General features: G+C 66.8%; 24 protein-coding genes. 18 read left to right on the forward strand and 6 right to left on the reverse strand.

The genetic code is table 11. The annotated features are described in order from the left end of the window. Nucleotides 1–2: 2 nt before the first annotated feature. On the reverse strand, nucleotides 3–899 hold the full coding sequence (locus tag POS15_RS05845) for a LysR family transcriptional regulator (RefSeq protein ID WP_046272568.1): 897 nt from the start codon (nucleotides 897–899) through the stop codon (nucleotides 3–5). 106 nt (nucleotides 900–1005) lie between these two features. On the opposite strand from POS15_RS05845, the gene POS15_RS05850 reads away from it, so the two are divergent. The 3 genes from POS15_RS05850 (at nucleotide 1006) to POS15_RS05860 (ending at nucleotide 4748) form a co-directional block, all read left to right on the forward strand. Then, nucleotides 1006–2361 carry an MFS transporter gene (locus POS15_RS05850; RefSeq protein WP_026070076.1) on the forward strand — a complete coding sequence of 452 codons (1356 nt, stop codon included), beginning with the start codon at nucleotides 1006–1008 and terminating at the stop codon, nucleotides 2359–2361. Beyond that, nucleotides 2358–2753, forward strand: a complete 396-nt coding sequence (locus POS15_RS05855) for a hypothetical protein (RefSeq protein ID WP_284129187.1) — start codon at nucleotides 2358–2360, stop codon at nucleotides 2751–2753. Before POS15_RS05850 ends, POS15_RS05855 begins: the two co-directional genes overlap by 4 nt. A gap of 99 nt (nucleotides 2754–2852) precedes the next feature. Continuing rightward, nucleotides 2853–4748 carry a CocE/NonD family hydrolase gene (locus POS15_RS05860; RefSeq protein ID WP_019185075.1) on the forward strand — a complete coding sequence of 632 codons (1896 nt, stop codon included), beginning with the start codon at nucleotides 2853–2855 and terminating at the stop codon, nucleotides 4746–4748. Nucleotides 4749–4848: 100 nt separating this feature from the next. Here POS15_RS05860 and POS15_RS05865 read toward each other — a convergent pair whose 3' ends face one another. After that, nucleotides 4849–5943: an alkene reductase gene (locus POS15_RS05865; RefSeq protein ID WP_026070078.1), complete on the reverse strand. Its 1095-nt coding sequence runs from the start codon at nucleotides 5941–5943 to the stop codon at nucleotides 4849–4851. A 208-nt stretch (nucleotides 5944–6151) separates the two neighbouring features. Here POS15_RS05865 and POS15_RS05870 point away from each other — a divergent pair, with 208 nt between their 5' ends. The 8 genes from POS15_RS05870 to POS15_RS05905 all read left to right on the forward strand — a co-directional run bounded on the left by POS15_RS05870 (nucleotide 6152) and on the right by POS15_RS05905 (nucleotide 14144). Next, nucleotides 6152–6910, forward strand: a complete 759-nt coding sequence (locus tag POS15_RS05870) for an SDR family NAD(P)-dependent oxidoreductase (protein ID WP_019185077.1) — start codon at nucleotides 6152–6154, stop codon at nucleotides 6908–6910. Between the two features lie 99 nt (nucleotides 6911–7009). Next, nucleotides 7010–7468, forward strand: coding sequence for an MgtC/SapB family protein (locus POS15_RS05875; protein WP_019185078.1), 459 nt, complete (start codon nucleotides 7010–7012; stop codon nucleotides 7466–7468). After that, the gene (locus POS15_RS05880; RefSeq protein ID WP_019185079.1) at nucleotides 7465–7899 is read left to right on the forward strand and encodes a VOC family protein; all 435 of its coding nucleotides are present in this window, start codon (nucleotides 7465–7467) and stop codon (nucleotides 7897–7899) included. The genes POS15_RS05875 and POS15_RS05880 overlap by 4 nt, the downstream gene beginning before the upstream one ends. A gap of 185 nt (nucleotides 7900–8084) precedes the next feature. Continuing rightward, nucleotides 8085–9743, forward strand: coding sequence for an L-lactate permease (gene lldP / locus POS15_RS05885; RefSeq protein WP_019185080.1), 1659 nt, complete (start codon nucleotides 8085–8087; stop codon nucleotides 9741–9743). Nucleotides 9744–9810: 67 nt separating this feature from the next. Further along, nucleotides 9811–10575 carry a transcriptional regulator LldR gene (gene lldR / locus POS15_RS05890; RefSeq protein ID WP_026070079.1) on the forward strand — a complete coding sequence of 255 codons (765 nt, stop codon included), beginning with the start codon at nucleotides 9811–9813 and terminating at the stop codon, nucleotides 10573–10575. A gap of 3 nt (nucleotides 10576–10578) precedes the next feature. Continuing rightward, entirely contained in the window at nucleotides 10579–11739 is a 1161-nt protein-coding gene (gene lldD / locus POS15_RS05895) for an FMN-dependent L-lactate dehydrogenase LldD (RefSeq protein ID WP_019185082.1), read from the forward strand. Then, nucleotides 11736–13448 (forward strand): D-lactate dehydrogenase, encoded by a 1713-nt coding sequence (gene dld / locus POS15_RS05900; protein WP_284129188.1) that lies wholly within the window; start codon nucleotides 11736–11738, stop codon nucleotides 13446–13448. Before lldD ends, dld begins: the two co-directional genes overlap by 4 nt. A gap of 84 nt (nucleotides 13449–13532) precedes the next feature. After that, on the forward strand, nucleotides 13533–14144 hold the full coding sequence (locus POS15_RS05905; protein WP_284129189.1) for an SMI1/KNR4 family protein: 612 nt from the start codon (nucleotides 13533–13535) through the stop codon (nucleotides 14142–14144). Between the two features lie 126 nt (nucleotides 14145–14270). Here the strand turns inward: POS15_RS05905 and POS15_RS05910 are convergent, their stop codons facing one another. Next, on the reverse strand, nucleotides 14271–14576 hold the full coding sequence (locus tag POS15_RS05910; RefSeq protein ID WP_019185084.1) for a hypothetical protein: 306 nt from the start codon (nucleotides 14574–14576) through the stop codon (nucleotides 14271–14273). Nucleotides 14577–14746: 170 nt separating this feature from the next. Here POS15_RS05910 and POS15_RS05915 point away from each other — a divergent pair, with 170 nt between their 5' ends. The 7 genes from POS15_RS05915 to POS15_RS05945 all read left to right on the forward strand — a co-directional run bounded on the left by POS15_RS05915 (nucleotide 14747) and on the right by POS15_RS05945 (nucleotide 21781). Continuing rightward, on the forward strand, nucleotides 14747–15241 hold the full coding sequence (locus POS15_RS05915) for a DUF1543 domain-containing protein (RefSeq protein ID WP_284129190.1): 495 nt from the start codon (nucleotides 14747–14749) through the stop codon (nucleotides 15239–15241). Between the two features lie 100 nt (nucleotides 15242–15341). Then, a complete protein-coding gene (locus tag POS15_RS05920) occupies nucleotides 15342–15971 on the forward strand; it encodes a hypothetical protein (protein WP_019185086.1) in 630 nt (209 codons plus the stop codon). Between the two features lie 98 nt (nucleotides 15972–16069). Continuing rightward, nucleotides 16070–16846, forward strand: a complete 777-nt coding sequence (locus tag POS15_RS05925; RefSeq protein WP_080341474.1) for a CDP-diacylglycerol diphosphatase — start codon at nucleotides 16070–16072, stop codon at nucleotides 16844–16846. 301 nt (nucleotides 16847–17147) lie between these two features. Then, nucleotides 17148–17915, forward strand: a complete 768-nt coding sequence (locus POS15_RS05930; protein ID WP_046272573.1) for a SapC family protein — start codon at nucleotides 17148–17150, stop codon at nucleotides 17913–17915. A 198-nt stretch (nucleotides 17916–18113) separates the two neighbouring features. Beyond that, nucleotides 18114–20837: a TonB-dependent receptor gene (locus POS15_RS05935; protein WP_284129191.1), complete on the forward strand. Its 2724-nt coding sequence runs from the start codon at nucleotides 18114–18116 to the stop codon at nucleotides 20835–20837. Between the two features lie 106 nt (nucleotides 20838–20943). Beyond that, nucleotides 20944–21411: a GNAT family N-acetyltransferase gene (locus POS15_RS05940; RefSeq protein WP_019185090.1), complete on the forward strand. Its 468-nt coding sequence runs from the start codon at nucleotides 20944–20946 to the stop codon at nucleotides 21409–21411. Nucleotides 21412–21538: 127 nt separating this feature from the next. Next, nucleotides 21539–21781 (forward strand): hypothetical protein, encoded by a 243-nt coding sequence (locus POS15_RS05945; RefSeq protein ID WP_284129192.1) that lies wholly within the window; start codon nucleotides 21539–21541, stop codon nucleotides 21779–21781. A 209-nt stretch (nucleotides 21782–21990) separates the two neighbouring features. On the opposite strand, the gene POS15_RS05950 is transcribed toward POS15_RS05945, so the two are convergent. The 3 genes from POS15_RS05950 to POS15_RS05960 all read right to left on the reverse strand — a co-directional run bounded on the left by POS15_RS05950 (nucleotide 21991) and on the right by POS15_RS05960 (nucleotide 26474). Continuing rightward, nucleotides 21991–23370 carry a serine hydrolase gene (locus tag POS15_RS05950; protein ID WP_284129193.1) on the reverse strand — a complete coding sequence of 460 codons (1380 nt, stop codon included), beginning with the start codon at nucleotides 23368–23370 and terminating at the stop codon, nucleotides 21991–21993. A gap of 120 nt (nucleotides 23371–23490) precedes the next feature. Beyond that, nucleotides 23491–24210, reverse strand: coding sequence for a DUF2968 domain-containing protein (locus POS15_RS05955; protein WP_026070082.1), 720 nt, complete (start codon nucleotides 24208–24210; stop codon nucleotides 23491–23493). A gap of 92 nt (nucleotides 24211–24302) precedes the next feature. Beyond that, nucleotides 24303–26474, reverse strand: a complete 2172-nt coding sequence (locus POS15_RS05960) for a TadG family pilus assembly protein (RefSeq protein WP_284129194.1) — start codon at nucleotides 26472–26474, stop codon at nucleotides 24303–24305. Nucleotides 26475–26477 lie beyond the last annotated feature (3 nt).

Genomic DNA, 26477 nt, shown 5'->3' on the forward strand with positions numbered 1-26477 from the left:
GGTCACCCCGGCAGGTGCTCGCGCAGGTGCGCCAGCAGCAGCCGGACCCGGCGCGAGGGCTGGGCGGTGTTGGGAAACACCGCATACACCCCCTGGCGCGGGAAGCGATGACGGCGCAGGATCGGCAGCAGCCGGCCCTGCGCCAGATCGTCATCGATCAACCAGTGCGGCAACACGGTCGCGCCGGCCCCGGCCAGCGCGAACGCCCGCAGGGTGGAGGCGTTATCAACCGTAACCACCGCATGGGCGGGGTTGCAGGCAAACAGCTGGTCGCTGCCATCGGGCGCCACCAGTGGGAGATCCGCCAGGCGCGGATAGCCCAGCCTTGGCAGCGTACGGACCCAGTCCGGATCATCGCGCGCGGCCTCATCGGGCAGCGTGGCCAACAACGACGGTGAGGCGACCGCGCATAGCGCGTGTTCGTCCAGCAGGGTCGCGCGCAGCTGCGAGTCCTGCAGCCGCCCCAACCGGATCGCCAGATCGAACCGCTCGGGAATCAGGTCCGCCGGTGCCGGTGAGGTGGACAGGTGCAGGCGCAACTCGGGATGCAGGGCGCGGAACGACTCCAGCACCGGCACGACCCTCGCGATCGCATATTCCGGCGTAGTGGTCAGCCGCAGCGTGCCGCGCAGCTGCAGCTGTTCGCTGCGTGCTTCCTCGATGGCGAGCTCGGCAGTGGCCAACAGCGCCGTGCAGTGCTGGTAGAAGCGTTCACCGGCCTCGGTCAGGGCCAGGCTGCGGGTATTGCGTACCAGCAGGGTCACGCCCAGTTCCTGTTCCAGCCGCTTGAGGTTGAAGCTCACCACGGCGCGGCTCTGGCCGAGGCGCTGTGCGGCAGCGGTCAGACTGCCGGCATCGACAATGGCCTTGAAGGTCTCGAAGCGGTCCAGGCTGACCATGGCGGCGTTTTAACTGTCAAAAATGGTTTGACAGTCTTGCATCCGCCTGCCCGTATATCCAGCCGCTGCCGACGCGCATGCTGCCGCCTCGAAATCGGAGCGCGCCATGACATACCGGGCCAGAGTGGAAACGCTGTACCTGCTGGGATTCTCGCTGGATCTGGTGAACATGTTCATCGGCACCGTGGCCTATCCGGCCATCGCCGCGGACCTGCAGGCCTCCGTGCCGCAGCTGGCGTGGATCGGCAATGGCTACATGCTGGGCCTGACCCTGGTCATTCCGCTGGGCAGCTGGTTGGCGGCGCGCCTGGGCGAACGCCGGGTGCTGTGCCTCTCGCTGGCCCTGTTTACCGTGGGCGCCGTGCTGGCAGGCACCGCGCCGAGCATCGAGTGGCTGATCGCGTGGCGCCTGCTGCAGGGGCTGGGCGGTGGGCTGTTGATTCCGGTGGGGCAGGCGATGGCCTACCGCGAATGCCCGCCGGCCGATCGTGCGCGACTGACCGCCCGCATCATGGCGGTCGCACTGCTGGTGCCGGCGCTGTCACCGACGCTGGGCGGACTGCTGGTGGAGTGGGGCTCGTGGCGGGGCGTGCTGTTGGTCAGTGTGCCGCTGGCCGCGCTGGCCTTCGCGCTGGCGGCCGCGTGGGTGCGCCCGGGTGCACCGGTGGCCGTGCCGGCACTAGACCGGCGTGGGCTGCTGCTGGGCTCCGTGGGCCTGAGCGCGTTGCTGGTCGCGCTGGGACTGCTCGCAGCGCCGGGGCAACGGATGCTGGGCGCGGGCCTGTTGGTGGTCGCCACCCTGGTGCTGGCGCAGTATGCCCGCAGTGCGCGCCGGACGGATCATCCGGTCCTGCAGTGGTCGTTGCTGCGGCATGCCTCGCTGCGGCTGGCGATGACGGTCTACCTGCTGGTGCCCGGGACCTTCATCGGCACCCAGCTGGTGGCGACGTTGCTGCTGCATCGGCAGGGTTACGGTGCAGCGACCATCGGTGGCTTCATGCTCCCGTGGGCGCTCGCCTCGGCCTGCGCGATCGCCACTGCGCGGCACTGGCTGCCGCGCATCGGGGCGCGCCCACTGCTGAGTGCCGGGATGGGATGCCAGGCCGTCGGTATCGTGCTGCTGATCGCCGTGCAGGCCCAGCAGCCCTGGCTTCCCGTGCTGGCCTTCGCGCTGATGGGCCTGGGGGGCAGCCTGTGCAGCAGCAGCGCGCAGACGCTCGCCTTCCAGAGGCTGGCCGATGCGGAGCTGCTGCCGGGCAGCGCGCTGTGGAATCTCAACCGCCAACTCAGCTTCTGCCTGGCGGCCGCGGTGCTGGCCTGTGTGCTGGCGGTGCTCTCTTCGGTGACGCCGGATCACGCCTTTGCACTCACCCTGGTGCTGGCGGCGGGCATGAGCCTGCTGCCGCTCCTTCCCTTGTGGCGCCTGCCGGCGTCCGCCCTTTCCTTGAGAACCTCCCCATGAATGACACCCTTGCCTTCAATGAGATCCACGACCTGCATGTGCTGATCGAAGACTGGTTCACCGGCCGCTCGCCGGTGGCGGCGCTGGACACACTGCTGGCCCGCTTCAGCGAGGGCTTCAGCATGGTCGGCGTCCGCGGCGTGCGCCTGGACAAACCCACGCTGGCCGGCTTCTTCGCTGCCGCGCATGGCAGCCGGCCGGGATTGCACATCACCATCGATGCAATGACGTACCTGCCGCTGGGCACGGGCGCATGCGCGGTGCGCTATCGGGAAGACCAGAGCGACGCACAGGGCACCGGCAATCGGCGCGAGTCCTTGGCCATTCTTGTTGGCGGCACCGACGGCATGCTGCGCTGGCAGGCTTTGCACGAAACGGTGGTTGGCGGCTGAATGGGGATGAAGGCCCTGCGCCAGGCCGATCGGCATCTACCGGTGCGGGCCGGGCAGCGCTAGGCTCCGGACGTTGCCTTCACTGCCGGGAGAGAGCCCATGCGTGTGCGTGTATTGCCAGTTGCGCTGTTGAGTCTGATGGTCGCCGCCAGTGTGTCGGCGCAGACCTCGCCGATGACCCCAGACATTCCGGCCAAGGGCTTCGCGACCCCCACGGCGCAGGACAACTACGACAAGCGCGTGGTGATGGTGCCGATGCGTGACGGCACGAAGCTCTACACGGTGATCGTGGTACCCAAGGGCGCCAGGAATGCGCCGATCCTGCTGACCCGCACGCCCTACGATGCGGCCAATCGTGCCAAGCGCATGGATTCGCCGAACATGCGTGACATCCTGCCGCAGGGCGATGAGGTGTTCGTGGATGGCGGCTACATCCGCGTGTTCCAGGACATCCGCGGCAAGTACGGCTCCGAGGGCGATTACGTGATGACCCGGCCGCTGCGCGGGCCGCTCAACAACACCAAGGTCGACCACGCCACCGATGCCTGGGACACCATCGATTGGCTGGTCAAGCACGTGCCCGAAAGCAACGGCAAGGTCGGCATGCTGGGCTCGTCCTACGAGGGCTTCACCGTGGTGATGGCACTGACCAACCCGCACCCGGCGTTGAAGGTGGCCGCGCCGCAGAGCCCGATGATCGATGGTTGGATGGGCGACGACTGGCTCAACTACGGCGCGTTCCGGCAGGTCAATTTCGGCTACTTCACCGGGCAGCTGGCCAAGCGCGGCAAGGGCCCGGCGATTCCCAGCGTGGGCTATGACGATTACACCACCTTCCTGCGTGCCGGCTCGGCCGGTGACTACGCCAGGGCCAACGGGCTGGATCAGTTGCCGTGGTGGCACAAGCTGATCGAACACCCCAGCTACGATGCGTTCTGGCAGGAACAGGCGCTGGACGCGCGCATGGCCAGAACCGAACTGAAGGTCCCCACGATGTGGCTGCAGGGCCTGTGGGACCAGGAAGACATGTGGGGCGCGGTGCACAGCTATGCGGCGATGGAGCCGCGTGACACCGGCAACACGCTGAACTATCTGGTGATGGGGCCGTGGCGGCACAGCCAGGTCAACTATGACGGCAGCAGCCTGGGCGCATTGAAGTTCGAGGGCGACACCGCGCTGCAGTTCCGCCGCGATGTACTCAAGCCGTTCTTCGATCAGTACCTGGTCGATGGCGCGCCCAAGGCGCAGACACCGCCGGTGTTGATCTACAACACCGGGGAGAACCACTGGGACAGGCTGCAGCAGTGGCCGCGCAGCGCGGCGCAGTCCCGGCCGCTGTACCTGCGCGCGGGCGGCAGGCTGTCCTTTGAAGCACCACAGGCGGGGGAGGCCACGTTCGAGGCGTATGTATCCGATCCGGCCAAGCCGGTGCCGTTCGTACCGCGCCCGGTGCGGTTTGCTGACCGCGATATGTGGACGAGTTGGCTGGTGAAGGACCAGCGTTTCGTGGATGGTCGCCCGGACGTGCTGACCTTCGTCAGCGAGCCGTTGACCGAGCCGCTGCGGATCGGCGGCGCGCCGCAGGTCAATCTGCAGGCAGCGACGAGTGGCAGCGACAGCGACTGGGTGGTGAAACTGATCGATGTGTATCCGGACCAGACCCCGTCGACGCCGGAGATGGGCGGCTACGAGCTGTCGGTCTCGATGGCGATCTTCCGTGGCCGGTATCGCGAAAGCTTCAGCGACCCGAAGGCGATCGCGAGCAACCAGGTGCTGGATTACAAATTCGGTCTGCCGACCGCGAACCATGTGTTCCAGCCGGGCCACCGGGTGATGGTGCAGGTGCAGTCGAGTCTGTTCCCGCTGTACGACCGCAACCCGCAGACGTTCGTGCCGAACATCTACCTCGCCAAGCCGGGCGATTACCAGAAGGCAACGCAGCAGGTCTGGCATTCGCCGCAGCAGGCCAGCTTCATTTCGTTGCCGGTGTACTGAACCCTTGAAGGAAGTGCCGGCCACCGGCCGGCACTTCCAGGATGCAGCGCATCTCGCCCTGGTGGGCCGGAACGTGCATCCGGCCCAACAGGATCAACACTCAACCGTCGATGGTCGGGTAGTCGGTGTAGCCGTGCGCGCCACCGCCGTACAGCGTGTCGTTGTCCAGCTCGGACAGCGCCACGCCCAGACGGAAGCGCTCGACCAGATCGGGATTGGCGATGAAGGGACGACCGAAGGCGACCATGTCGGCATAGCCGGAGGCGACCGCCGCTTCGGCACGCGCCTGGTCGTATCCGTTGTTGGCGATCCATGCGCCCTTGAACTTGGCGCGCAGCGCGGCGTAGTCGAAGGCGATGTTGTCGCGCGGGCCGCCGGTCGCGCCTTCGATCACGTGAATGAACGCGAGCGGGCCGATGGCATCCAGACGCTCCACGGCGCGTTCGAACAACGGCTGCGGGTTGGAGTCGGCAGCGTCGTTGGCTGGCGTCACCGGCGAGAGACGTACGCCGGTTCGTTCTGCACCGATTTCCGAAACGATCGCGCTGACCACTTCATCCAGCAGGCGGGTGCGGTTTTCGATGCTGCCACCGTATTCGTCGGTGCGCTGGTTGCTGCCATCACGCAGGAACTGGTCGATCAGATAGCCGTTGGCAGCATGCACTTCCACACCGTCGAAGCCGGCCGTGATGGCGTTGCGTGCGGCCTGGCGATAGTCCTGGATCAGGCCGGGAATCTCGTCCAGGCGCAGGGCGCGCGGCTCGGAGACATCTTCAAAGCCCTTGGCGGTGAACGTCTTCGCATCGGCGCGCAGGGCACTCGGCGCGACGGGCACCTCGCCCTCGGGCAGCAGGCTGGTGTGCGAGATGCGGCCGACGTGCCACAGCTGCAGCACGATCTTCCCACCGCGCGCGTGCACGGCGTCGGTGACCTTTTTCCAGGCATCGATCTGGTCCTGGCTGTAGATGCCGGGCGTATCCAGATAGCCCTGGCCCAACGGACTGATCTGGGTGGCCTCGGCGATGATCAGCCCGGCGCTGGCGCGCTGTTCGTAGTACTGGATGGCCAGAGGATTGGGAATGCGGTCCTTGATGGCGCGGTTGCGGGTCAGCGGTGCCATCGCGACGCGGTTGGCGACGTCGATGGCCCCCAGACGGGTGGGGGAGAACAATTGGCCGTCAGTGGAATCTGTCATGGGCTTACCTTGGGGGAGGGCGACCGCCAGCGGCGGATGAAAGAAAGGATGTGGGCGTACGACCCCGAGCATAGGGGCAGGTGCGTTGCAGCGATGGGAAGGATTGTTGCGGAGCACGCTGTGCACGTTCTGTAACGTTTTCGCGGCGTATGGTCGAGGCATGGGCAGGCAGTGCCCGCAGCCTTATTCCAACCCGAGGAACAACGCGATGATTGATTATCAGCTCAAGGGAAAGGTCGCCATCGTCACCGGCGGCGTCTCCGGCATCGGACTGGCCGTGGCCGAACTGCTGGCCGATTCCGGCGCGGCGGTGGCGGTGTGGGATCTCACGGCCGACGCCGTCGAGAAGACCGCCGAGGCGCTGCGCAGCAAAGGCGTGAAATCGATCGGCATCGCCTTGAACGTCACCGACGAGCACGCGGTGGAAGCAGCCGTGAAGCAGACCGTGCAGGAACTCGGTGGGCTGGACATCGCAGTGAACAACGCGGGTATCGGCGGGCCGTCGGCGGCCAGTGGCGATTACCCCGTGGATGGCTGGAGGAACGTCATCGACGTCAATCTCAACAGCGTATTCGTGTGCCAGCGGGCGCAGATCCAGGCGATGCGCAGCACGGGCAAGGGCGGCAGCATCATCAACATGGCCTCCATCCTGGGCCAGGTCGGTTTCAACAACTCGGCGGCCTATGTCGCGGCCAAGCATGGCGTGGTCGGCCTGACCCAGACGGCGGCGTGGGAACACGCGGCGGACAAGATCCGCATCAATGCGGTGGGCCCGGGCTTCATCGCCACCCCGTTGCTGGACAAGATGGACCCGAAGGTGAAGCAGGCGCTGGAAAGCAAGCATGCGCTGGGACGCCTCGGCAAGCCGGAAGAAGTCGCCGCGCTGGTGGCCTGGCTGGCCAGCGCGGATGCGGGTTTTGCAACCGGCACTTACTACGCCATCGATGGCGGATACCTGGCCCAGTAAGACACGTGGTGGCAGGCTCACCCGGGCCTGCCACTGGTTTCACGGTCCCCAGACGCCCCTGTCTGCGACGCTCCGTCCATTGCCGGATGAGAGACGCAGATGGGACTGGAACAAGATCTATCGATCCTGCTGCGGATTGCCGTGGCCATGCTGCTGGGCGCCACGCTCGGCATCGAACGCGAGATGGGCAAGCACGCCGCCGGGCTGCGCACGCACATGCTGATCGCCGGTGCAGCCGCACTGATTGTCGGCTTGGGCGACAGCATTGCCGAACACTTCCAGGAGGAACGCTACCGTGACCTGCTGCAGGTCGATCCGGTGCGTCTGATCGAGGCGGTGGTGGCCTGTGTCGGCTTCGTTGCCGCCGGCACGATCCTGCGGGGCTCGCGCGATGACCAGGTCAGCGGCCTTACCACCGCCAGTTCACTGATCATGTCCGCCGCGATCGGTATCGCGGTTGGCATCGGCGAGTATGTGATCGCTGTCGGCGTGAGTGTGTTGTGCCTGATCGTGCTGGTGGTATTCAGCCGTATCGCCAGAAAACTGGAGTCGTCATGAGCAGCGAACGTCCCTTCGAGATCCAGCGCATCGACCACGTGGTGCTGCGCGTGCAGGATCTGCCCCGCGCGGTGCGCTTCTACTGTGACGTTCTGGGCTGCACGGTCGCCCGCGAACGGCCGTCGCTGGGCATGGTGCATCTGCATGCCGGTGAGTCGCTGATCGATCTGATCAGCGTGGACGGTCCGCTGGGAATCAAGGGCGGTGCGGCGCCCGGGCGGGAAGGGCGCAATGTCGAGCATGTCTGCCTGCGCGTGGAACCGTTCGATGCCGAGCAGGTGCGCGTGCATCTGCAGGGACTGCAGGTAGAGCTCAGTGGGCCGGCCGAGCGCAATTACGGTGCCGAGGGCGATGGCCTCTCGCTGCGTCTGCGCGACCCGGACGGCAACTCGGTGGAACTCAAGGGTCGTTCGAACGATTGCGGCTGCTGAGTGGTAGGACCAATATTCGGACGTAGACCTATGGTCTAATAGGCTCGTCTCGCGTTTGGCGTTTCAATGCGGGCAGTTCCAACAGGCGTTTTGGTTATTGGTGCTACCAATAATCGCTGTTGGACGTTCTCGGCTCGCGCGGTGCTGACCGCGCGGACCCCTGTCCGTCTTGATGAGATCCGCCGATGCAGGCCTGGCAACAACTGTATGACCCCGCTGGCAACCTCTGGCTGTCCAGCCTGATCGCGCTGCTGCCGATCGCCTTCTTCTTTGTCGCCCTGGCCGTGTTGCGCATGAAGGGCTGGCTGGCCGGCACGATCACCGTGGTGATCGCGTTGGCGGTGGCCCTGCTGTTCTATCGGATGCCCCTGTCGCAGGCGCTGGCAGCAGCCGGTTATGGCTTCGTCTACGGCTTGTGGCCGATCGCCTGGATCATTCTGGGCGCGGTGTTCCTGTACAAGGTCTCGGTCAAGACCGGACAGTTCGACATCATCCGGGCGTCGATCCTGTCGGTCACCGAAGACCAGCGCCTGCAGATGCTGATGGTCGGCTTTGCGTTTGGCGCGTTCCTGGAAGGGGCGGCCGGCTTCGGAGCGCCGGTGGCGATCACCGCTGCGCTGCTGGTCGGGCTGGGCTTCAAGCCGCTGTATGCCGCCGGCCTGTGCCTGATCGTCAATACCGCGCCGGTGGCCTTCGGCGCGATGGGCATTCCGCTCATCGTGGCCGGGCAGGTGACCGGGCTGGATGCATTCGAGATCGGGCAGATGGCCGGGCGCCAGCTGCCGTTCCTGACCGTCATCGTGCTGTTCTGGATAATGGCGATCATGGACGGCTGGCGCGGCATCAAGGAAACCTGGCCAGCGGTGCTGGTGGCCGGTGGTTCGTTCGCGATCGCCCAGTACCTGACCTCCAACTTCATCGGCCCGGAGCTGCCGGACATCACCGCCTCGCTGACGTCGCTGGTCTGCCTGACCCTGTTCCTGCGCAAGTGGACGCCGGTGCGCATCTTCCGCTTCGATACCGAGACCAGCGCAGAAGCTGCCGCCCAGGCACTGGAGGCACCGCGCTATTCCACCGGCCAGATCGTCAAGGCATGGTCGCCGTTCCTGATCCTGACCGCGATGGTCACGATCTGGAGCATCAAGCCGTTCAAGGCGCTGTTCGCCACCGGGGGTGCGCTGGAGCACTGGGTGCTGAAGATTCCGGTACCGGCGCTGGATCAGCTGGTGCTGAAAATGCCGCCGATCGTGCCGGTCCCGACCGGCTACGAGGCGGTCTACACGTTCGATGCGGTCTCGGCCACCGGCACGGCGATCATGCTGGGCGCGGTGATCGCGATCGTGCTGCTGAAGATGCGCCCGGCCGCGGCGCTGCGCACGTTCGGCGAAACCGCCCGGGAGCTCAAGGTGCCGATCTACTCCATCGGCATGGTGCTGGCGTTTGCCTTCATCGCCAACTACTCGGGCCTGTCGGCCACGCTGGCGCTGGCCCTGGCGCATACCGGCAAGGCCTTCACCTTCTTCTCGCCGTTCCTCGGCTGGCTGGGCGTGTTCCTGACCGGCTCGGATACGTCCTCCAATGCGCTGTTCTCCGCCCTGCAGGCCACCACGGCCCAGCAGATCGGCGTGTCCCAGGTGCTGCTGGTCGCGGCCAACACCACCGGCGGGGTGACCGGCAAGATGATCTCGCCGCAGTCGATCGCGATTGCCTGCGCGGCGGTCGGGCTGGCCGGCAAGGAATCGGACCTGTTCCGCTTCACGGTCAAGCACAGCCTGATCTTCACCGTGATGGTCGGCATCATCACCACGGTGCAGGCGTACTGGCTGACCTGGATGATTCCCTGAGCCCATGCGCGGCAGTCCGGCCACCGGCATCGACCCCATCGCCCGCCACGCGGGCGACAATGGCGGCATGAAGAACGAACGCCTGTCCGACAAGGTGGCCGCGCAGCTGCGCAGCCTGATACGTGAGCAGAACCTGCAGCCGGGTGACCGTCTGCCGGCCGAACGACCGCTGGCGGTGCAGCTGGGGGTCTCGCGCACGGCGCTGCGCGAGGCGATCGCGCAGCTGGCCAGCCAGGGCCTGCTGAACGCGCGGGTCGGCGGCGGCACCTACGTGAGCGAACCGGCGGCCCGTGCCCGGCAGGCCATCGATGAGCCGTTGATGCCGTACCTGCCGCTGTTCCAGGGCGACCCGGAATACCGCTTCGACGTGCTGGAAATCCGCCACGCGCTGGAAGGGGCGACTGCGTGGCACGCCGCCTTGCGCGCCACCGACGAAGACCGCGCGAAGATCCGCCAGGCCTTCGACACCATGATGGCTGCGCATGGCAAGGACGATCCGGCCGGCGAGGCACAGGCCGACGCGGCCTTCCACCTGGCCATCGCCGAGGCCTCGCACAACCTGGTGCTGCTGCAGGTGATGCGTGGCCTGTTCGAGCTGCTGCAGACCAACATCTCGCAGAGCCGCGAGAAGCTCTATACCTCCGCCCGCACCTTCGAGCCGCTGTCCGTCCAGCACCGCGAGATGATGGATGGCGTGCTCGCCGGCGACCCCGAACGCGCGCGTGCCGCCGCACACGCGCACCTGGAATTCGTGCACACCTCCCTGCGCACGCTCGATGACAACGAGGCCCGGCGCGCACGTGCGTCACGGCTTCCTTCTTCCCACGGTTGACCCATGATCATTTCCGCCTCCACCGACTACCGCGCAGCGGCACAACGCCGCCTGCCGCCGTTCCTGTTCCACTACATCGATGGCGGCGCGTATGCCGAGCACACCCTGAAGCGGAACGTCGCGGACCTGTCGGAGATCGCGCTGCGCCAGCGCATCCTGCGCAACATGTCCGATCTGAGCCTGGAAACGGAGCTGTTCGGTGAGCGCCTGGCGATGCCGGTGGCGCTGGCGCCGGTCGGGCTGACCGGCATGTATGCGCGCCGCGGTGAAGTGCAGGCGGCGCGGGCGGCGGCGAGCCGGGGGATTCCGTTCACGCTGTCCACCGTGTCGGTCTGCCCGATCGAGGAAGTGGCCCCGGCCATCGATAGGCCGATGTGGTTCCAGCTGTATGTCCTCAAGGATCGCGGCTTCATGCGCAATGCGCTGGAGCGGGCCAAGGCGGCTGGCGTGACCACGCTGGTGTTCACGGTGGACATGCCCACGCCGGGCGCGCGCTACCGCGATGCGCACTCGGGCATGAGTGGCCCGAACGCGCCGGCGCGGCGCATGCTGCAGGCGGTGACGCACCCGCGCTGGGCATGGGACGTGGGCCTGTTCGGCCGCCCGCACGATCTGGGCAACATCTCCACCTATCGGGGCAGCCCGACCGGCCTGGCCGATTACATCGGCTGGCTGGGCAACAACTTCGATCCGTCCATTTCCTGGAAAGACCTGGAGTGGATCCGCGAGTTCTGGAGCGGACCAATGGTGATCAAGGGCATTCTTGATCCGGACGATGCACGTGACGCCGTTCGCTTCGGGGCCGACGGCATCGTGGTCTCCAACCACGGCGGTCGCCAGCTGGACGGTGTGCTGTCCACCGCGCGGGCGTTGCCGGCGATCGCCGATGCAGTCAAGGGTGAGCTGAAGATCCTGGCCGATTCGGGCATCCGCAACGGCCTGGACGTGGTGCGCATGATCGCGCTCGGCGCCGACAGCGTGCTGCTCGGCCGTGCCTTCGTCTATGCGCTCGCCGCGCAGGGCGAGGCCGGCGTGGCCAATCTGCTGGACCTGATGGCCAAGGAAATGCGCGTGGCGATGACGCTCACCGGCGCCAGGACCATCGCCGACATCAGCCGCGATTCGCTGGTGGACGCCACGCGTCGCCTCGCGGCCGCACCATGAACGCGGCATCCCAGGGCACGGCAGCGCTGCTGGCGCAGCTGCGCGCGATCGTCGGGGACGCACACGTGCTGTGCGGCGACAAGCCGACCCGGCGCTTCCGCAAGGGCTACCGTTTCGGCGATGGCCCGGTGCTGGCGGTGGTCCGCCCGGGCACGCTGCTGGAACAGTGGCGCGCCCTGCAGGCCATCGTGGCGGCCAACGCGATCGTGATCATGCAGGCGGCCAACACCGGCCTCACCGGCGGTTCCACGCCGGATGGTGCTGACTATGACCGACCGGTGGTCATCCTCAACACGCTGCGCCTGACCGGTGTGCAGCTGATCAACGAGGGCCGCCAGGTGGTCTGCCTGCCCGGGGCGACGCTGGACCGGCTGGAAAAGGAGCTGGCGCCGCTGGGCCGCGAACCGCACTCGGTGATCGGCTCGTCGTGCATCGGTGCCTCGGTGCTGGGCGGGGTCTGCAACAACTCCGGCGGCTCGCTGGTGCGACGCGGCCCGGCCTATACCGAACTGGCGTTGTTCGCCCAGGTCGATGCCAACGGCAAGCTGCAGCTGGTCAATCATCTCGGCATCGCGCTGGGCGATACCGCCGAGCAGATCCTGGAGCGGCTGCAGGGCGGCGACTACGCGCCCGCCGACGTGGACAATGGCAACGACCGCGCCGCCTCCGACCCGCGCTATGCCGAGCAGGTGCGCCAGGTCGATGCAGCCACGCCGGCCCGCTACAACGCCGATCCCTCGCGCCACTACGAAGCCTCCGGCTCGGCCGGCAAGCTGGCGGTGTTCGCGGTGCGGCTGGATACGTTTGCGCGCGAGCCCGGCGAGGTGTTCTACATCGGCAGCAATGCGATGGAGGATCTGACCGCGATCCGCCGCCATCTGCTGACCGCGTTCGAGCGCCTGCCGATCTCGGGCGAGTACCTGCACCGCGAGGCGTACGACATCGGCGAACGGTACGGCAAGGACACCTTCCTGCTCATCGATCGCTTCGGCACGGCCAGGGTGCCGGCGGCGTTCGCGCTGAAAAGCCGCGTCGATGGATGGTTCGAAAGCCTTGGCCTGCGCGGGGTCACCGACCGCGTGATCCAGGGGGCGATGCGCTGCCTGCCGGGCCATCTGCCCGCGCGCATGGGCCAGTTCCGTGACCGCTACGAGCACCACCTGCTGCTCAAGGTGTCAGCGGTGGATGCCGCCGCCGCCGAAACCTTCCTGCGCACTCACTTCGCTGACAGCGAGGGCGACTTCTTCCAGTGCACGGCCGAGGAGGGGCGCAAGGCGTTCCTGCACCGCTTTGCGGTGGCCGGCGCGGCCGTGCGTTATCGCGAGGTGCACCGGCGCGAGGTCGAGGACATCGTGGCCCTGGACGTGGCACTACGGCGCGATGACCGCGCGTGGGTGGAACACCTGCCGGCCGAACTCGACGCACGCTTGGCCGGCAAGCTGTATTACGGGCATTTCCTGTGCCATGTGTTCCATCAGGACTACATCGTGCGCAAGGGCGAGGATCCGCTGGCCATCGAGCACGCGATGTGGGCGCTGTTGGACGCGCGTGGCGCGGAGTATCCGGCCGAACACAACGTGGGCCATCTGTACCCGGCCAAGCCGGCCCTGGCGGCGTTCTACCAGCAACTGGATCCGAGCAATACGTTCAACCCGGGCATCGGGCAGACGCCCAGAACCCGGCATTGGAGCGACTGTGGAATGCACTGACGCGAAAATGTCGCGCCATATTCGTATTTGTTGTATTTCCTGCGGAGCCACAAGGATCTAGCGTTGGCTGCGGAATGATCCAACGTGAGAAAGGCAGTGCGCATGCATCAGGCGGCTGAAACATGGAACGAAATCAAGGCGATCCTCGCGCGGAAGGATTGCCTTGCCGAGATGGGACTCCAACCGGGTGCCAGCGAGAAGGCGCTTATCGATCTCGAACACCATTTGGGAGTGGCTCTTCCGGAGCTGCTCAAGGCCATGCTGAGAATCCATGATGGACAAACAGCGTTTGGCGTCCTGTTCGGCATGCAGATGTTGTCCACTCAAGGCATTCGATCTACCTGGGATGGATGGCGGAGTATTGAGGAGGACGAGCTCAACAAGGAATTTGCGTGGAACATGGCGTCCCGACCGCCGGGGGCCGTCAAGCCCATGTATACCAACCCGCACTGGATTGCATTGAGCCGTGACGCCGGCGGGAATCACATGGGTCTGGATTTTGATCCAGACCATAGCGGTAGCGTTGGGCAGATGATCGTTTTTGGCAGGGATGAAGACACCAAGATCCTGCTCGCGCCCGACATTTCCCCTTTTCTCCTCCACGCCATTGAGTGGCTGAAGCAGGCGGACTGGGATGGGGAGTGCCTCACAAACCGCGCCGATGGCGGATATGCACTACCGGCAATCTTCCAATAGGCAGCCGCTCAGCGTTGAGCGGCGTTACCGGCGTGAGGCCACGGTAGAGCCACCCCATGGGTGGCTGTGCCGGCGTATCGCAGGTTTCAGGGCAGCCACCCATGGGGTGGCTCTACCCGCGGGGCTTCATTCGCAGCGGACGGCGGTAATCACGTTGTCCTTGTCGATGAACACCCGCAGCCGATCCTGGCGCAGGTCACGGGTGGTGATCGTGGCCGGGCCGATCGGGTTGATCAGGCCGGCGCCGCTCTGCACCAGCAGCTTGCGCATGTTCGCCTCGTCGGCCGGCTGGCCGATGGCCCAGCCCAGGGCATCGGCCTTGCACAGGCCTGGACCCTTGATCTCCGGGCCCGGCGTGCTCACGCACGCGGCCAGCGAGAGGGTGCCGGCGAGCGTGATCGCGGCGAGGGGGTAACGGAAAAGGGATGCCATCGGGTCGCTCCTGCGGGGTCAGGCGCCGACCATACCACTGCGGTGTGCACCGGCGCGTGGTGGGCACCCCGCGACCGTTGGACGCAGCCCACGCGGCTGATGGGGCAGGGCGCAACGGCCACCGGCGCTACACTGGCGGCCTCTCAGATCGGCCATGCCGGGAGTCGCAGGTGCTGCACGTGTTCATGCTGGGTGGGCGACATGCCCGCGCCCGGATCGAGGTCCACGACGTGGCCTTCGCCAACGTCGATACCATTGAAGAGGCCTACCCGCAGCTGCGCCAGGACTGGTTCGGTGAGCGGAAAGGGCTGCATCTCGATGGCTGGCTCGCGGTGGATGGGGTGGAGGCGTACCGGGTGCGCTTCGGCGACGCGGCCCCGGCCGTGGGCGCGCCGCGCCTTTACTTCCTCAATCTCGGCGGGTATGCCGCCGGCGCGCTGGGCGAGGCGCATGATTACCGGCTGCTGGTCGCCACGGATGCCGAGGCGGCCAAGCGCAAGGCCAAGGCCCTGCGTGATGCCAGCTGGTTCAAGCCGCATACCGATGCCCTGCTGGAGGTGGATGACTGCATCGCCATCGACCAGGTCGGTGGACGCCACGTGCAGCTTGAGCGCGGTGAGCACCGCGGGATCACGCTGGTCAGTGACTACATCGTGATCGGCTGAGCGGCGCCGATTGCCCGCGGCCCCACTGCTGGCGCATAGTGTCGCGGTCTTGTGAGGTCCGGCGATGTCGCCGCGACAGGTCAACCAACGGAAGTAGCGCATGCACAGCAGGAAGATCACGGCCGCATTGATCGTGACACTGGGAATGACGATGGCCGGCAACGCCGTGGCGGCCGAGCCGGACGCACCGGTATTCGGTGGCTGGCGCAACCTGCATTCGGCCAGTGGCGCCGAACCGGTTCTGAGAAACCAGCCGTTTGCGATCCTGCCGCGCGAGGTTGCCAAGGGCGAGCGCTTTGCGATCCTGGACCGCGAAAACAAGCAGGCGGTCTGCTGCCTGGTGGTAGACAGTGACCGTCTCGATGCGATTGCCCTGGAAACCAGCTACCGGCTGCCCGGGGTGTGGATCGCCGATCTGCTCGGCAACGAGGACTACAACCGCCGCCACGGCGACCCGCATGTGTTTGCGATGAAGCGCGAGGGCGACCTGGTCGACCATGTCTTCTCGCAGGAAGGCGGCGGTTACAGTGACCTCGGCGGCCTGCTGCTGCCGGCCGGTGCCGCGCTGGATGCCAGCGGCGGCAGCGTCAAGTTCGGTACCACCACGTACCGCCTGCAGGTGCAGTCACAGCGCTTCGCCGATGACAATGGCGCGCTGGATCGCTACACCCTGCAGCCGCCGGCACCGGCCGCACCGGTGGTGGTCGAGGTGCCGTACAGCACCTACTGACACGGAAGCGACAGAAACGGCGCGGTACAATCGCGCCCGCCCATCGGCACGGCCGGCTGGGCCCGCATTCCTGTCCGAGCTTGTCCGTGATCGCCCGATTGTCCTTGCCCTGTGCGGTGCTGCTGTTGGCAGCCTGCGCCACGCCGCCCCGGCCGCCGGCCAGACCGCCTGCCAATCCAGACGCCCTGTGGGGCATCATCCAGCGCGACTGCGCCGGCGAGGCCGCCCCTCGCGGCAGCTGTTTGGCCGTTTCTCCCCAGGCGCAGCGGCGCGATGTGCTGCTCAAGGATTCGCACGGCCACTACCAGTTCCTGGTGCTGCCGTTGGACCGCATCTCGGGCATTGAAAGCCCGGCGCTGCTGCGTGCCGGTGCCCCCAACTACTTCGCCGCCGCGTGGAACGCGCGCAGCCACACCGAGCAGGCACTCGGAATGGCACTGCCGCGCGATGTGGCCAGCCTGGCCCTGAATTCGCCCCATGGACGCTCCCAGCACCAACTGCACATCCACGTGGATTGCCTGCGCGCGGATGTCCTGGCCCAGCTGCGCCGGCTGCAGCCGGTCATCGGCGCCAGCTGGCAGCCGCTGCCGGAGCCGTTGCGCGGGCATGCCTATCTCGCCCGCCAGTTGCCCGGGGCCGAGCTCACCGCGAACCCGGTGCGTCTGCTGGCCGCCCATCTGGCCGATCCGGCCGATATCGGGAACTGGTCGCTGGTGGTCGCCGGGCAGACGGGCCCCTCCGGTGCGCCCGGTTTCGTGTTGCTGGCCACCCGGTTGGACCTTGCGGCGGGCAACAAGGCCAGCGGTGAGGAACTGCAGGATCACGCCTGCGCCGTATTGACCGGTGCCGCCGGCCCGCTGGACGGTGTGCTGTGAGGCGGTGCAGGGCAGGGCGCGCAGCATCGGCTTGCGCATGCCCGGGTAAAAACGTCGCACCTGCGCACCGTGTTGGATCCGGCCTGCTCCTGGCGGCGTGAATCTCGCTTCCCCGGACGACACCTGTATCGCCGATCAGAGGCAGTGCCGGGCTACCGTGGAATCACCGGACGATCGCGCGGCGCAGGGAATCCAGCGCGATTGAAACAAAAACCACGGACGTGGCACGTTATAGTGGCCGTTCAATGCGGTTCCCGCTTTCGCGCCCGGGCTGACTGGCGCGACGTATCCGACTTAATCCATGACTGCTGAAACCACGACTCCGCCCGCCGCTGCGCCGTCCCAGGCCACCGGTCCGCTGTTCTACCAGGCGCCCGTTCCGCTGCGCTCGGATCTGCACGCCGCCTGGCGCCTGGTGCCGGACACCGCGCATTTTGCCGGGGAAACCAACGCGATCCCCGCCGTGATCGGCGAATTCGGTTCGCTGGCCCAGCATTACCCGATCATTTTCACCGGCAAGGACGCGATGCCGCTGGTCGCCGTCGGCCTGGCACAGCGCAACCTGTTCGTCACCGATGGCGTGTGGGACGAGCAGAGCTACGTGCCGGCCTACGTGCGCCGTTATCCGTTCGTGTTCATGCAGGCCGGTGATCAGGACGAGTACGTGCTCGCGCTGGATTCGGCCGCCAGGCAGGTCAACCAGGGCCACAGCGAGGACGGCGTGCCGCTGTTCCAGGATGGCAAGGCCACCGAGATCGTCGACAACGCCATGCGCTTCTGCGGCGATTACACCCGCGAGCATGACCAGACCCGCCGCTTCACTGCTGCCCTGATCGAAAACGAACTGCTGATCGACCGCAACATCGACGTCACCCTCGCTGACGGCCGGCAGATGTCGGTCAACGGTTTCCAGGTCGTGGATGTGGAAAAGTTCGCCGCGTTGCCGGACGCCACCGTCGTGGCCTGGCATCGCAGTGGCTGGCTGGCGCTGGTGCACCACCACCTGAGCTCGCTGGCACGTTTCAGCGCGCTGGTGAACCGCCAGAGCGCGCTGCCTGCCGACGCCTGAGTCCGGGCGCACGGCGTGTCACGGAAACGGCGGCCGCAGGGCCGCCGTTTTTCGTTGCTTAGGCGAAATATCGATAAGCATATCGCGGGCGGTCATTTCCTCCTTTTCCGCCTGTTCAGCAGAATCACGGCCCCTCCCTCACTACGCTCCGGCACGGGCCTGACCCCGCCGGCACGTACGTCTTTACCGGAAATCTGCATGTCTGTGCTGTATCGCCCGCTGCGTCGGCGGGCCCTGGTTGTGTCGTTGTTGCCTTTGCTTGGTGCGGTATCGCTGGTCCACGCGGCCGATGCACCCACCCAGCTGGAGGCCGTCACCGTCACCGGCTCGCGCATCCCCCGCGCCAGCGTGGAAGGTCCATCCCCGGTTACCGTGATCACCCAGGAGCAGATCGAGGCGCAGGGCTACCGCAGCGCGTTCGAGGCGCTCAGCGCGCTGACCGAGAATACCGGCAACGTGCAGGGCGAGGATTTCGGCAACACCTTCACCCCGGCTGCCAACACCATCAACCTGCGCGGCCTCGGCCCCAACCGTACCCTGGTGCTGGTCAACGGCCGCCGGCAGTCGGACTACCCGCTGGCCTACGAAGGCTCGGTCAACGTAGTCAACCTGGCCAACATCCCCAGCGCGCTGATCGACCGGATCGAAGTGCTGGCCGGGGGCGCCTCGGCGGTGTACGGCTCCGATGCGATCGCCGGCGTGGTCAACATCATCCTGAAGAAAACCTATGACGGCGTCGGGATCAATGTCCGCGCCGGCACCACCGAACAGGGTGGCGGCGACAACCAGCGCCTGCAGGCGGTCGGTGGCGGTTCGGGTGAGAACTGGGACGCGATCTTCGGCCTGGAGATCGCCAACCGCAAAGCGATCTACGGTTCGCAGCGCGACTTCATGGATTCGCTCACCGACGATCCGCGCGGCGTGGCGCCGCTCGCGACGGCCGTGGCGTATCGCCGCAACGCCTCCACCAACAACTACATCGATCCCGGTGCCGATGGCTGCGATGCCGCCAGCACGTTGTACGGCGGCAGCGTCTTCCGCGCGCAGAATCCCCGCCAGGGCTGGTACTGCGGCAGCAATGAAGCCGCACCCACGTTCTGGACCGTGCAGACCGAGAAGCGCAACATCGATGCGTACAGCGCGGTGACCTGGCGCTTGAATGACCGTCAGGAACTGTTCGCCGATGCGGCGATCGGCACTGCGCGCATCTACAACAACACCCGCGCACCGAGCTGGACCTCTTCGCGCAATTACTTCTATAACCAGAACAGCGGTCAGCTGGAAAGCTGGTACCGGCGTTTCGCGCCCGAAGAGATCGGCGGCGTGCAGCGCAATGCCAACCGCTTCCTGGAGCAGTCGTGGTCGTTCAACGTCGGCGCCCGTGGCAGCATCGGCGGCTCGGACTGGGATTACGAAGCGGCCTACAGCCGCTCGCGCTACGAGAACAGGACGCAGCGCCCGGGCCTGCTGGTCGGCATCAATGCGTACCTGCTGGGCCCACAACTGGGCACCCGCGATGGCGTTGAAGTGTATGCGCCGGATCCGTCGCGCCTGTACCAGCCGCTGACCCCGGGCGAGTACGAGGGGCTGTCGGACCGCTACGAGAGCCGCAACGCTGCGTGGCTGCAGACCGCCAGCGTCAGCGTCAATGGCCAGCTGTTCGATCTGCCCGGCGGCCGTGCAGCGCTGGCCGCCGTGGTCGAAGCCGGCAGCCAGGGCTACCGCAACCGCCCCGACCCGGCCTTGGGACAGGGCGTGTTCTGGAACCTCAATGCCGGCATTCCGGCCGGTGGCGAGCGTGACCGCTATGCCGCCGGGGTGGAGCTGCAGCTGCCTTTGCTGGAGCGCCTGACCGCGACCGTGGCCGGTCGATACGACCAGTATCGTGCTGCCGGCGATCATCTGGGCAAGGCCACCTGGAGCACCGGTCTGGAGTTCCGTCCGTTCGATACGCTGCTGCTGCGCGCGAGTGCAGCAACCAGCTTCCGTGCGCCGGACATGAACTACGTGTTCGCCACCGAAACGCGCGGCTACAACCCCGGCATGACCGATTACTGGCGCTGCCGCAGTGCCGGCCAGGCGTATGACGACTGCGATTTCAGCGGCCTGGCGATCGATTACACCAGTGGTGCCAATCCGCAGCTGCAGCCGGAAACCGCCAAATCGTATGGACTGGGCTTCGTGTGGTCGCCGTCGGCCAATCTGGACTTCACGGCGGATTACTACGACATCCGCATCGACGATGAGGTCACCAACCTGGATGCCACCCGCATCCTCAAGGACGAAGCCGATTGCCGCCTCGGCCAGACCGTGGGTGGGGACGCGCGCGACATCGGCTCGGCACAATGCCAGGACGCGCTGCGTCGCGTGATCCGCAATCCGGCCGACGCGGCAGTGCAGCCGAACCAGGTCGTGCGCGTGCTGATCAACCCGATCAACGCCGCCTCCGAAACGGTGCGCGGCATCGACCTGAAGTCGACCCTGCGCTGGGACGCGGGCCGCTATGGTCGTTTCTCCGCCCGCGTGGCGTACTCGCTGGTGATCGATCACAGCTACCGCCAGTTCGCCGGCGATGAGGTGCAGGACCAGCGCAACTCGCTGGATTCCTACCAGTGGCGCAGCAAGGTCAACGGCAGCGTGACCTGGGCGATCAACGACTGGACCGCCACCCTGTACGGCATGCGTTACGGCTCGTTGCCGAAGACCGACGGCAGTGGTCGCATCGCGCCGTACATGACCTACAACGCCAGCCTGTATCGCAAGCTCAACGACAACGCCACGCTCGGCCTGATCGTCAACAACCTGCGCGACAGCCGCCCGCCGGCGGACAAGAACGGCGGCGGCTGGCCGTTCTATCCGGTCGGCAACTACGACCCCTACGGCCGCCAGCTGTGGCTGGAGTTCGATTACCGCTTCCTGTAATTCCCTCGCGGGCCCGGCAATGCCGGGCCCGCTGCGTTTGGGTCTACAGCGCATGCGACGATATACTGCGCGCCGCCGAGTGTTCCGGCGGTTGCAGGAAGCACGCATGACCCACCCGATTCATTACCGTCGCGCCGTGCCGGGCGATGCCGCTGCCTGCATCGATCTGCGTGGGCGCACCCGCGAAAATGCGTTTTCCGCGGCCGAGCTTGCCGGACTCGGCATCACCGAAGACAGCTGGGCGGCCGGTATCCGTGACGATGTACTGCCGGGGCATATCGCGCTGGAAGGCGAGCACATGGTCGGCTACTGCTTCGGCGATCGCGACGGCGGCGAGATCGTGGTGCTGGCAATGCTGCCGTCCCATGAAGGGCAGGGCATCGGTCGGCGGCTGCTGGATATGTCCATCGCCGATCTAGTCGAGGCCGGCCATTCGCGGCTGATCCTGGGGTGTGCGGCGGATCCTGCGGTGCGCTCGCATGGCTTCTATCGCTACCTGGGCTGGCGGCCGACCGGCGAGATCGACGCCCTGGGTGACGAAGTGCTGGAACTGCACGTGGGCGCCAGGCCATAGCACCTGGGTAGGGCATGGCAGTGATGGCGTGTCAGGGGCATGCGCATCGCCCGCTCACTGTGCAGCCGGTCACGGCTCGGTGATCCGCCGCTGAAACATGCTGGGCGCATCTGGACGGAGCGATGCGATGCCTGCGTGGTGGCTGACCCTGATGATGAGCGCCACAGCGGTGGATCTGCCGCCGCGACAGGTGCATACCTGCCTGGTCGACGGCGCGCGTCATTATCAGTCCACCCCGTGCGAGGGACGCACCGAGCGCATCCGCGAGATGCCGCCGCCCGCCGATACCTGGGCCAATGAGATCCATATCGAGTCCGTGCGGCAGGAACTACAGGCCAAGCGGCGTGCTGAGGCTGCAGCCGTGCGATAGAAGCGTCTGCCGCGACGCAGTGTCCGCCCGACGCCCGCGATCCGGGGGGCGGTCATCTCCGTGCATGCCGATCCCGCCCGTTGCGCCGCCGCGCGACGCCAGCGCGAGACGACGTACCGGAAAGCGGGCGGCCGGCCGAGCCTGGCGCTCAGCCGGCGAATGGATGACCTGGTGCACGATGCGTGCCGGTAGTCAGCCGGCACGCACGCTCAGGGCTGCGCCATCAGATACCGCGCGACCGCATCGAAGGCGGGCAGGGTGGTCGGGTCGTTGGCGCTGTTGGCAGCGACCGGATGCGAGCCGAACCGCGCGATCACCACCCGTGCGGTGGGGTCGATGTAGAGCGCCTGGCCATGCACGCCGCGCGCCATGTAGGCGCCATGGTCGTTGTGGGAGATCCACCACATGCCGCGATAGCTCCAGCCAGGCAGTTGCGCGTAACCGGCCTTGGCAAAGGCCTGTTTGCTGCCGCCGGCCCGGATACGGCCGATCGCGGCGGCGGGCACGATGGGCTGGCCGTCGACCTTGCCGTCGTCGAGCAGCAGCTGGCCGACGCGGGCCAGATCCCGCAGGCCGGCATTGAAGCCGCCGCCCGCAAACGGCGTGCCGGTGGAATCAACGGTGTAGTACGCGTCCTGCTCGGCGCCCAGGCGCTGCCAGATGCGCGACTGCAGCAGCTGTGCAACCGACTGCCCCGTGCGCCGGGCGATGATCCAGCCCAGCGCGTCCGTGTTGATCGTCTTGTAGCCGAAGGCCTCGCCGTGGCGGCCCTGCTTCTGCACGGTCTTCAGGTAATCGTAATAGCTGCGCGGCCCGGTGTAGCCGGGGGCCGGGGGCAGGGTGCTGCCCGCGGCGGAAAATGCCCAGACCTCGGCGTTTGGGTCGGCGTAGTCTTCGCTGTAGCGCAGTGCCGTGGTCATCTCCAGCACCTGCCTGACCGTGGCATCGCCGAACGCGCTGTCCTTCAGCTCGGGAACAATCGCGCTGACGCGCTGGGTTTCATCGATCACCCCCTCGGCGACCAGCATCTCGCCGAGCAGGCCGGTCATCGATTTGCTGACGGACATCGCACCGTGCTGGCCATGCTCGTCCAGGCAGCCGCTGTAACGCTCGTAGACCACCACCCCGTCGTGCAGCACCACGATGCCGTCGGTGTAGTTGGCCGACAGTGACTGTGCCCAGGTCATCTGACGGTGGGTGCCGGTGGGCGTGAACGACAGCGCGTCGATCGCGGCATCCAGTCGGCGTGGCAGGTCACGGGCCGCGCCGGGGCCCCGGCTGACGCCCACGGTGGGCATCAACTGGCGGAAATGGCAGGCCGTCCAGCGCAGCTTGGGGAAACTGAAATAGTCGTCATCCGTGTAACGGATGCGCTTGTCTTCCGGCGGCGGCGCGCCCTGCATCCAGCCGAGCAGCCTGGGATCGGACGCTTCGGCCGACAGCGGCGGCGAGGTGGGCGAGGCCGGAGCGGCAGTGGCGGCGCCCGGCAGGGCGAACACCGCGACCAGGGCCGCGGCCAGCCGGGCGCGGGATGACGCCAAGGCGGCGCGCACGCGGGTCAGGGCGATGAGGGGGCGCGGAACGGGCATGGGGCACTCCTTGCTGATGCGCAGGACGTCTGTGCCACCAAGGGTACTGCACCGGAATGAAAGACGGCGCCATCGGCGCCGTCCGTGACGTGCCCTGCCGGGGCAGGGCGCGCGATGCCGTTACGGGTTGCCGGGGTTGCCCTGCGGCGCCGGTGCCGGCGTGGCCGACTCGGCTGACGGCAGCGACAGCGCCGGGTTCAGCTGCTGGGCCTGCAGCATCTGGATGCGCTGGTTGAGCGCGTCCAGTTCGCTGTGGCTGCTGCGCAGGTCGGTGCTCAGGCTGACCGCCTGCTGCTTGGCCTGTTCCAGCGAGGCGCTGACCTGCAGCGACTGCTGGCGCTGGAGATCGGCTTCCTGCTGCAGGCTGCGCAGCCGCTCTTCGTTGTAGGCGACCAGGTTTTCGGTATAGCGCTTGCCGGCCTGCAGGCGGGTGGTATCGATATACACCTGGGCCAGCTGTTCGGTCTGTTCGACGAAGGTGCGGTAGACCTTCTCGGCGTTGTCGACCGAATCGGTCTTGATCACGCGCCAGAAGTCCTTCTCGTGGAACAGCGCCACGTAGTAATTCAGCGTGCTGGTATTGAACAGCAGGCTGGCACCGTAACTGCCGTTATAGGTAGTGCGCAGCTCGGTGAGCTGCTTGGAGTCGACCAGCTGGCGCAGTTCGTCCACGGTATTGCGGACCACCGGCGCCGGGCGAACGGCGGTCTCCACGGCCGGCTCGGCACGCGGTGCGCGCGCGGCCAGGGCCTGCGGAATGACGCTCAACGACAGCAGCAACACAATCCCACCGGTCAGCGCGTGCGCGACGATGGAACCAACCCCTTTTCTCTCTCGCATATTCAGGCCATCCACGAGTGGATTATCAGTGAAGTAAAGTCCCCGCCGGAGTCTAGCACGCACAATCGCGGGGCCTGCACTTTGCCGCAGCGTCAATAAACCAACTGTGCCGGGGTGCACTGGATGGACTGCATGTGCACGTCGGTCCGCCCCAGCTCAAGCCCGAGCACCTGGGCCAGCGTCTGCGAGAGCAGGGTGCCGACGCCGTTGAGCAGCGGCTTGAGGGTTTCCAGCACCGGGGTCAGCGCCAGGCACAGCAGGCCGCTGCAGCGGACCTGGTCGGTGCCCGGGTCGGTGACTCCGGTTCCGCCGGCGAGGTCCTCCAGGCCGCCCGGCCGGGTCTGCAGGTAAGCGGCCAGGTTGGATTTGACGCAGTTGTTGTAGTTGAGCAGGGTACTGAACAGGCTGTTGCAGCGGTTGATCACCAGCCCACCGAGCAGGGAGCCGAGCAGGCCACTGAGCCCGCCCATTCCCTTTCCGGTAACGGTGGCGTTGTAGCCGTCCCAGACCGAGCCGGTTTCAAAACAGGTGCCAAGATTCAGCGCGCCACACGCGTGCGGTACGCCGCCCACGACGTCCCAGTCGCCGAGGGCGCCGATGCCGCGTGCCGGGTCACCGAGTCGCAGCAGGGCAATGGTCTTCTCGGCGTCGTAGAAAACGTTGCCCGGATTGGCGGCTTTCAGATACTGATCCGCCAAACGATTGGCGGTGGCGGCATCGGTGCTGCCCTGCTTGCCCGGGGTGACCACGTTGCTCAGCACGCGCAGCAGTTCGCTCACCAGGCCGGAGACGGCTGTGCCGACCTGGGCCTGGTTGAAGTAAGTGGAGGCGGTCTCTCCGGCCGCCAGGGTGACGCTCTCATCGCGGGTCAGCGCATTGAGGGAAATCTTGTCGGTGACCAGCGGTGCGCCCAGCAGGGTCAGCAACTGCTCGTTCTGCAGCCCGGCATCGCACACATTGCGCTGCGAAAATTCGTTGGCGGCAGCCACGCGGCCGACGCAGGCGCGCAGCAGCGAGGACTGCACCCGCACCGTGGCGGTTGGCGGGGTCGCGCCGCAGTTGAGCGCGTCCAGTGTGCCCATCGCGTTGGTCACATCGGCATAGATCGGCAGGTTGAGGCGGATCCCCAGCCCGCTGAGCACGGGCCCGAGCAGCGCCAGCCCGCCGGTGTCGATGTTGATCTTCAGCCGCACCTGCGCGTTGTAGGCACGGGTGCCGACGCCGCCGATCGCGATCGAGGGCGGCTCGATGATCGCCGCGCGGGTCTGCACCAGGCCCAAGATGTTGAGGTTGTTGACCGCCACGCCGTTGCCGCCGCTGGCGATGCTGATGCTGGTGGTGATCAGGTCCAACGCGCTGATGTCGGCCTGCAGCGCTGGCGAAGCGGGGCCTTCGGGCGCGACGATGCGTGCGAACAGCCCGCCGGTGGTGTCGGTGCTGCCGAGCTGCACGTTGAGCTGGTTCAGATCGACCTTTGCCGCGAGCGCATTGCGCAGTGCCGTCAGATCCACATGGGCGACACCGCTGTTGGTCAGCACCGTGGCCGTCGCATCGAGCAGCTGGCCAAGCGAGACCCGGTTGGCGGCCAGCAGGGCGTTGAACTCGGCGATGCCGATGTTGGCCTGGACCGGAATGCCCAGCGCCTGCAGCAGGCCGCCCGGGGTGACCTTCGCCTGGGCCAGGCCGTCATAGCCAAGCAGGGTGGTGCGGTCCAGGTTGACGCCCACCAGGTTGAGCACGTTGCCCAGCGGCGTATTGCCATTGACCCGCAGCAACTGCGAGCCCACCGAGAACACCGCGATCGGCGGCGCACGCGTGGCCACCGCCTGCGCACGGATCGTGGGCAGGCGCGTGTTCTGGCCGAAGAACGGCACCACCGAACGGGTGGCGACCACTTTGACCGCATTGAGCGGGTTGGCCGCGTCGGGCGTCACGCTGAAATGATCCCCCGCGCCGCGTGCAGGATTCCAGTTGCCGCAGTGGATCACCAGGGCGCCGGAAAAGCCGTTGTCCCGCTCTGCATTGCTGCGGGCAGCCCCGTTGTCCTTGAGGTCCGCGCGGCACAGGTCCAGGCGCTGCGCGCCGGCGACGGCGGCCAGGTCGACCACCTTCTGCGCATCGCGCTTGGCCCAGTACAGATAGCCCACTTCGACCAGGCCGAGCATCCCGACCAGACCGAGCAGGACCAGCATCATGGTGACCGACATCCCGCCGCGCAGCCGCCGCCGGAACGGCCGGGGCGCACGAACGCTGGACTGGTGCATGGC

Source organism: Stenotrophomonas sp. BIO128-Bstrain, assembly GCF_030128875.1.
GTDB classification, from domain to species: Bacteria; Pseudomonadota; Gammaproteobacteria; order Xanthomonadales; family Xanthomonadaceae; genus Stenotrophomonas; species Stenotrophomonas bentonitica_A.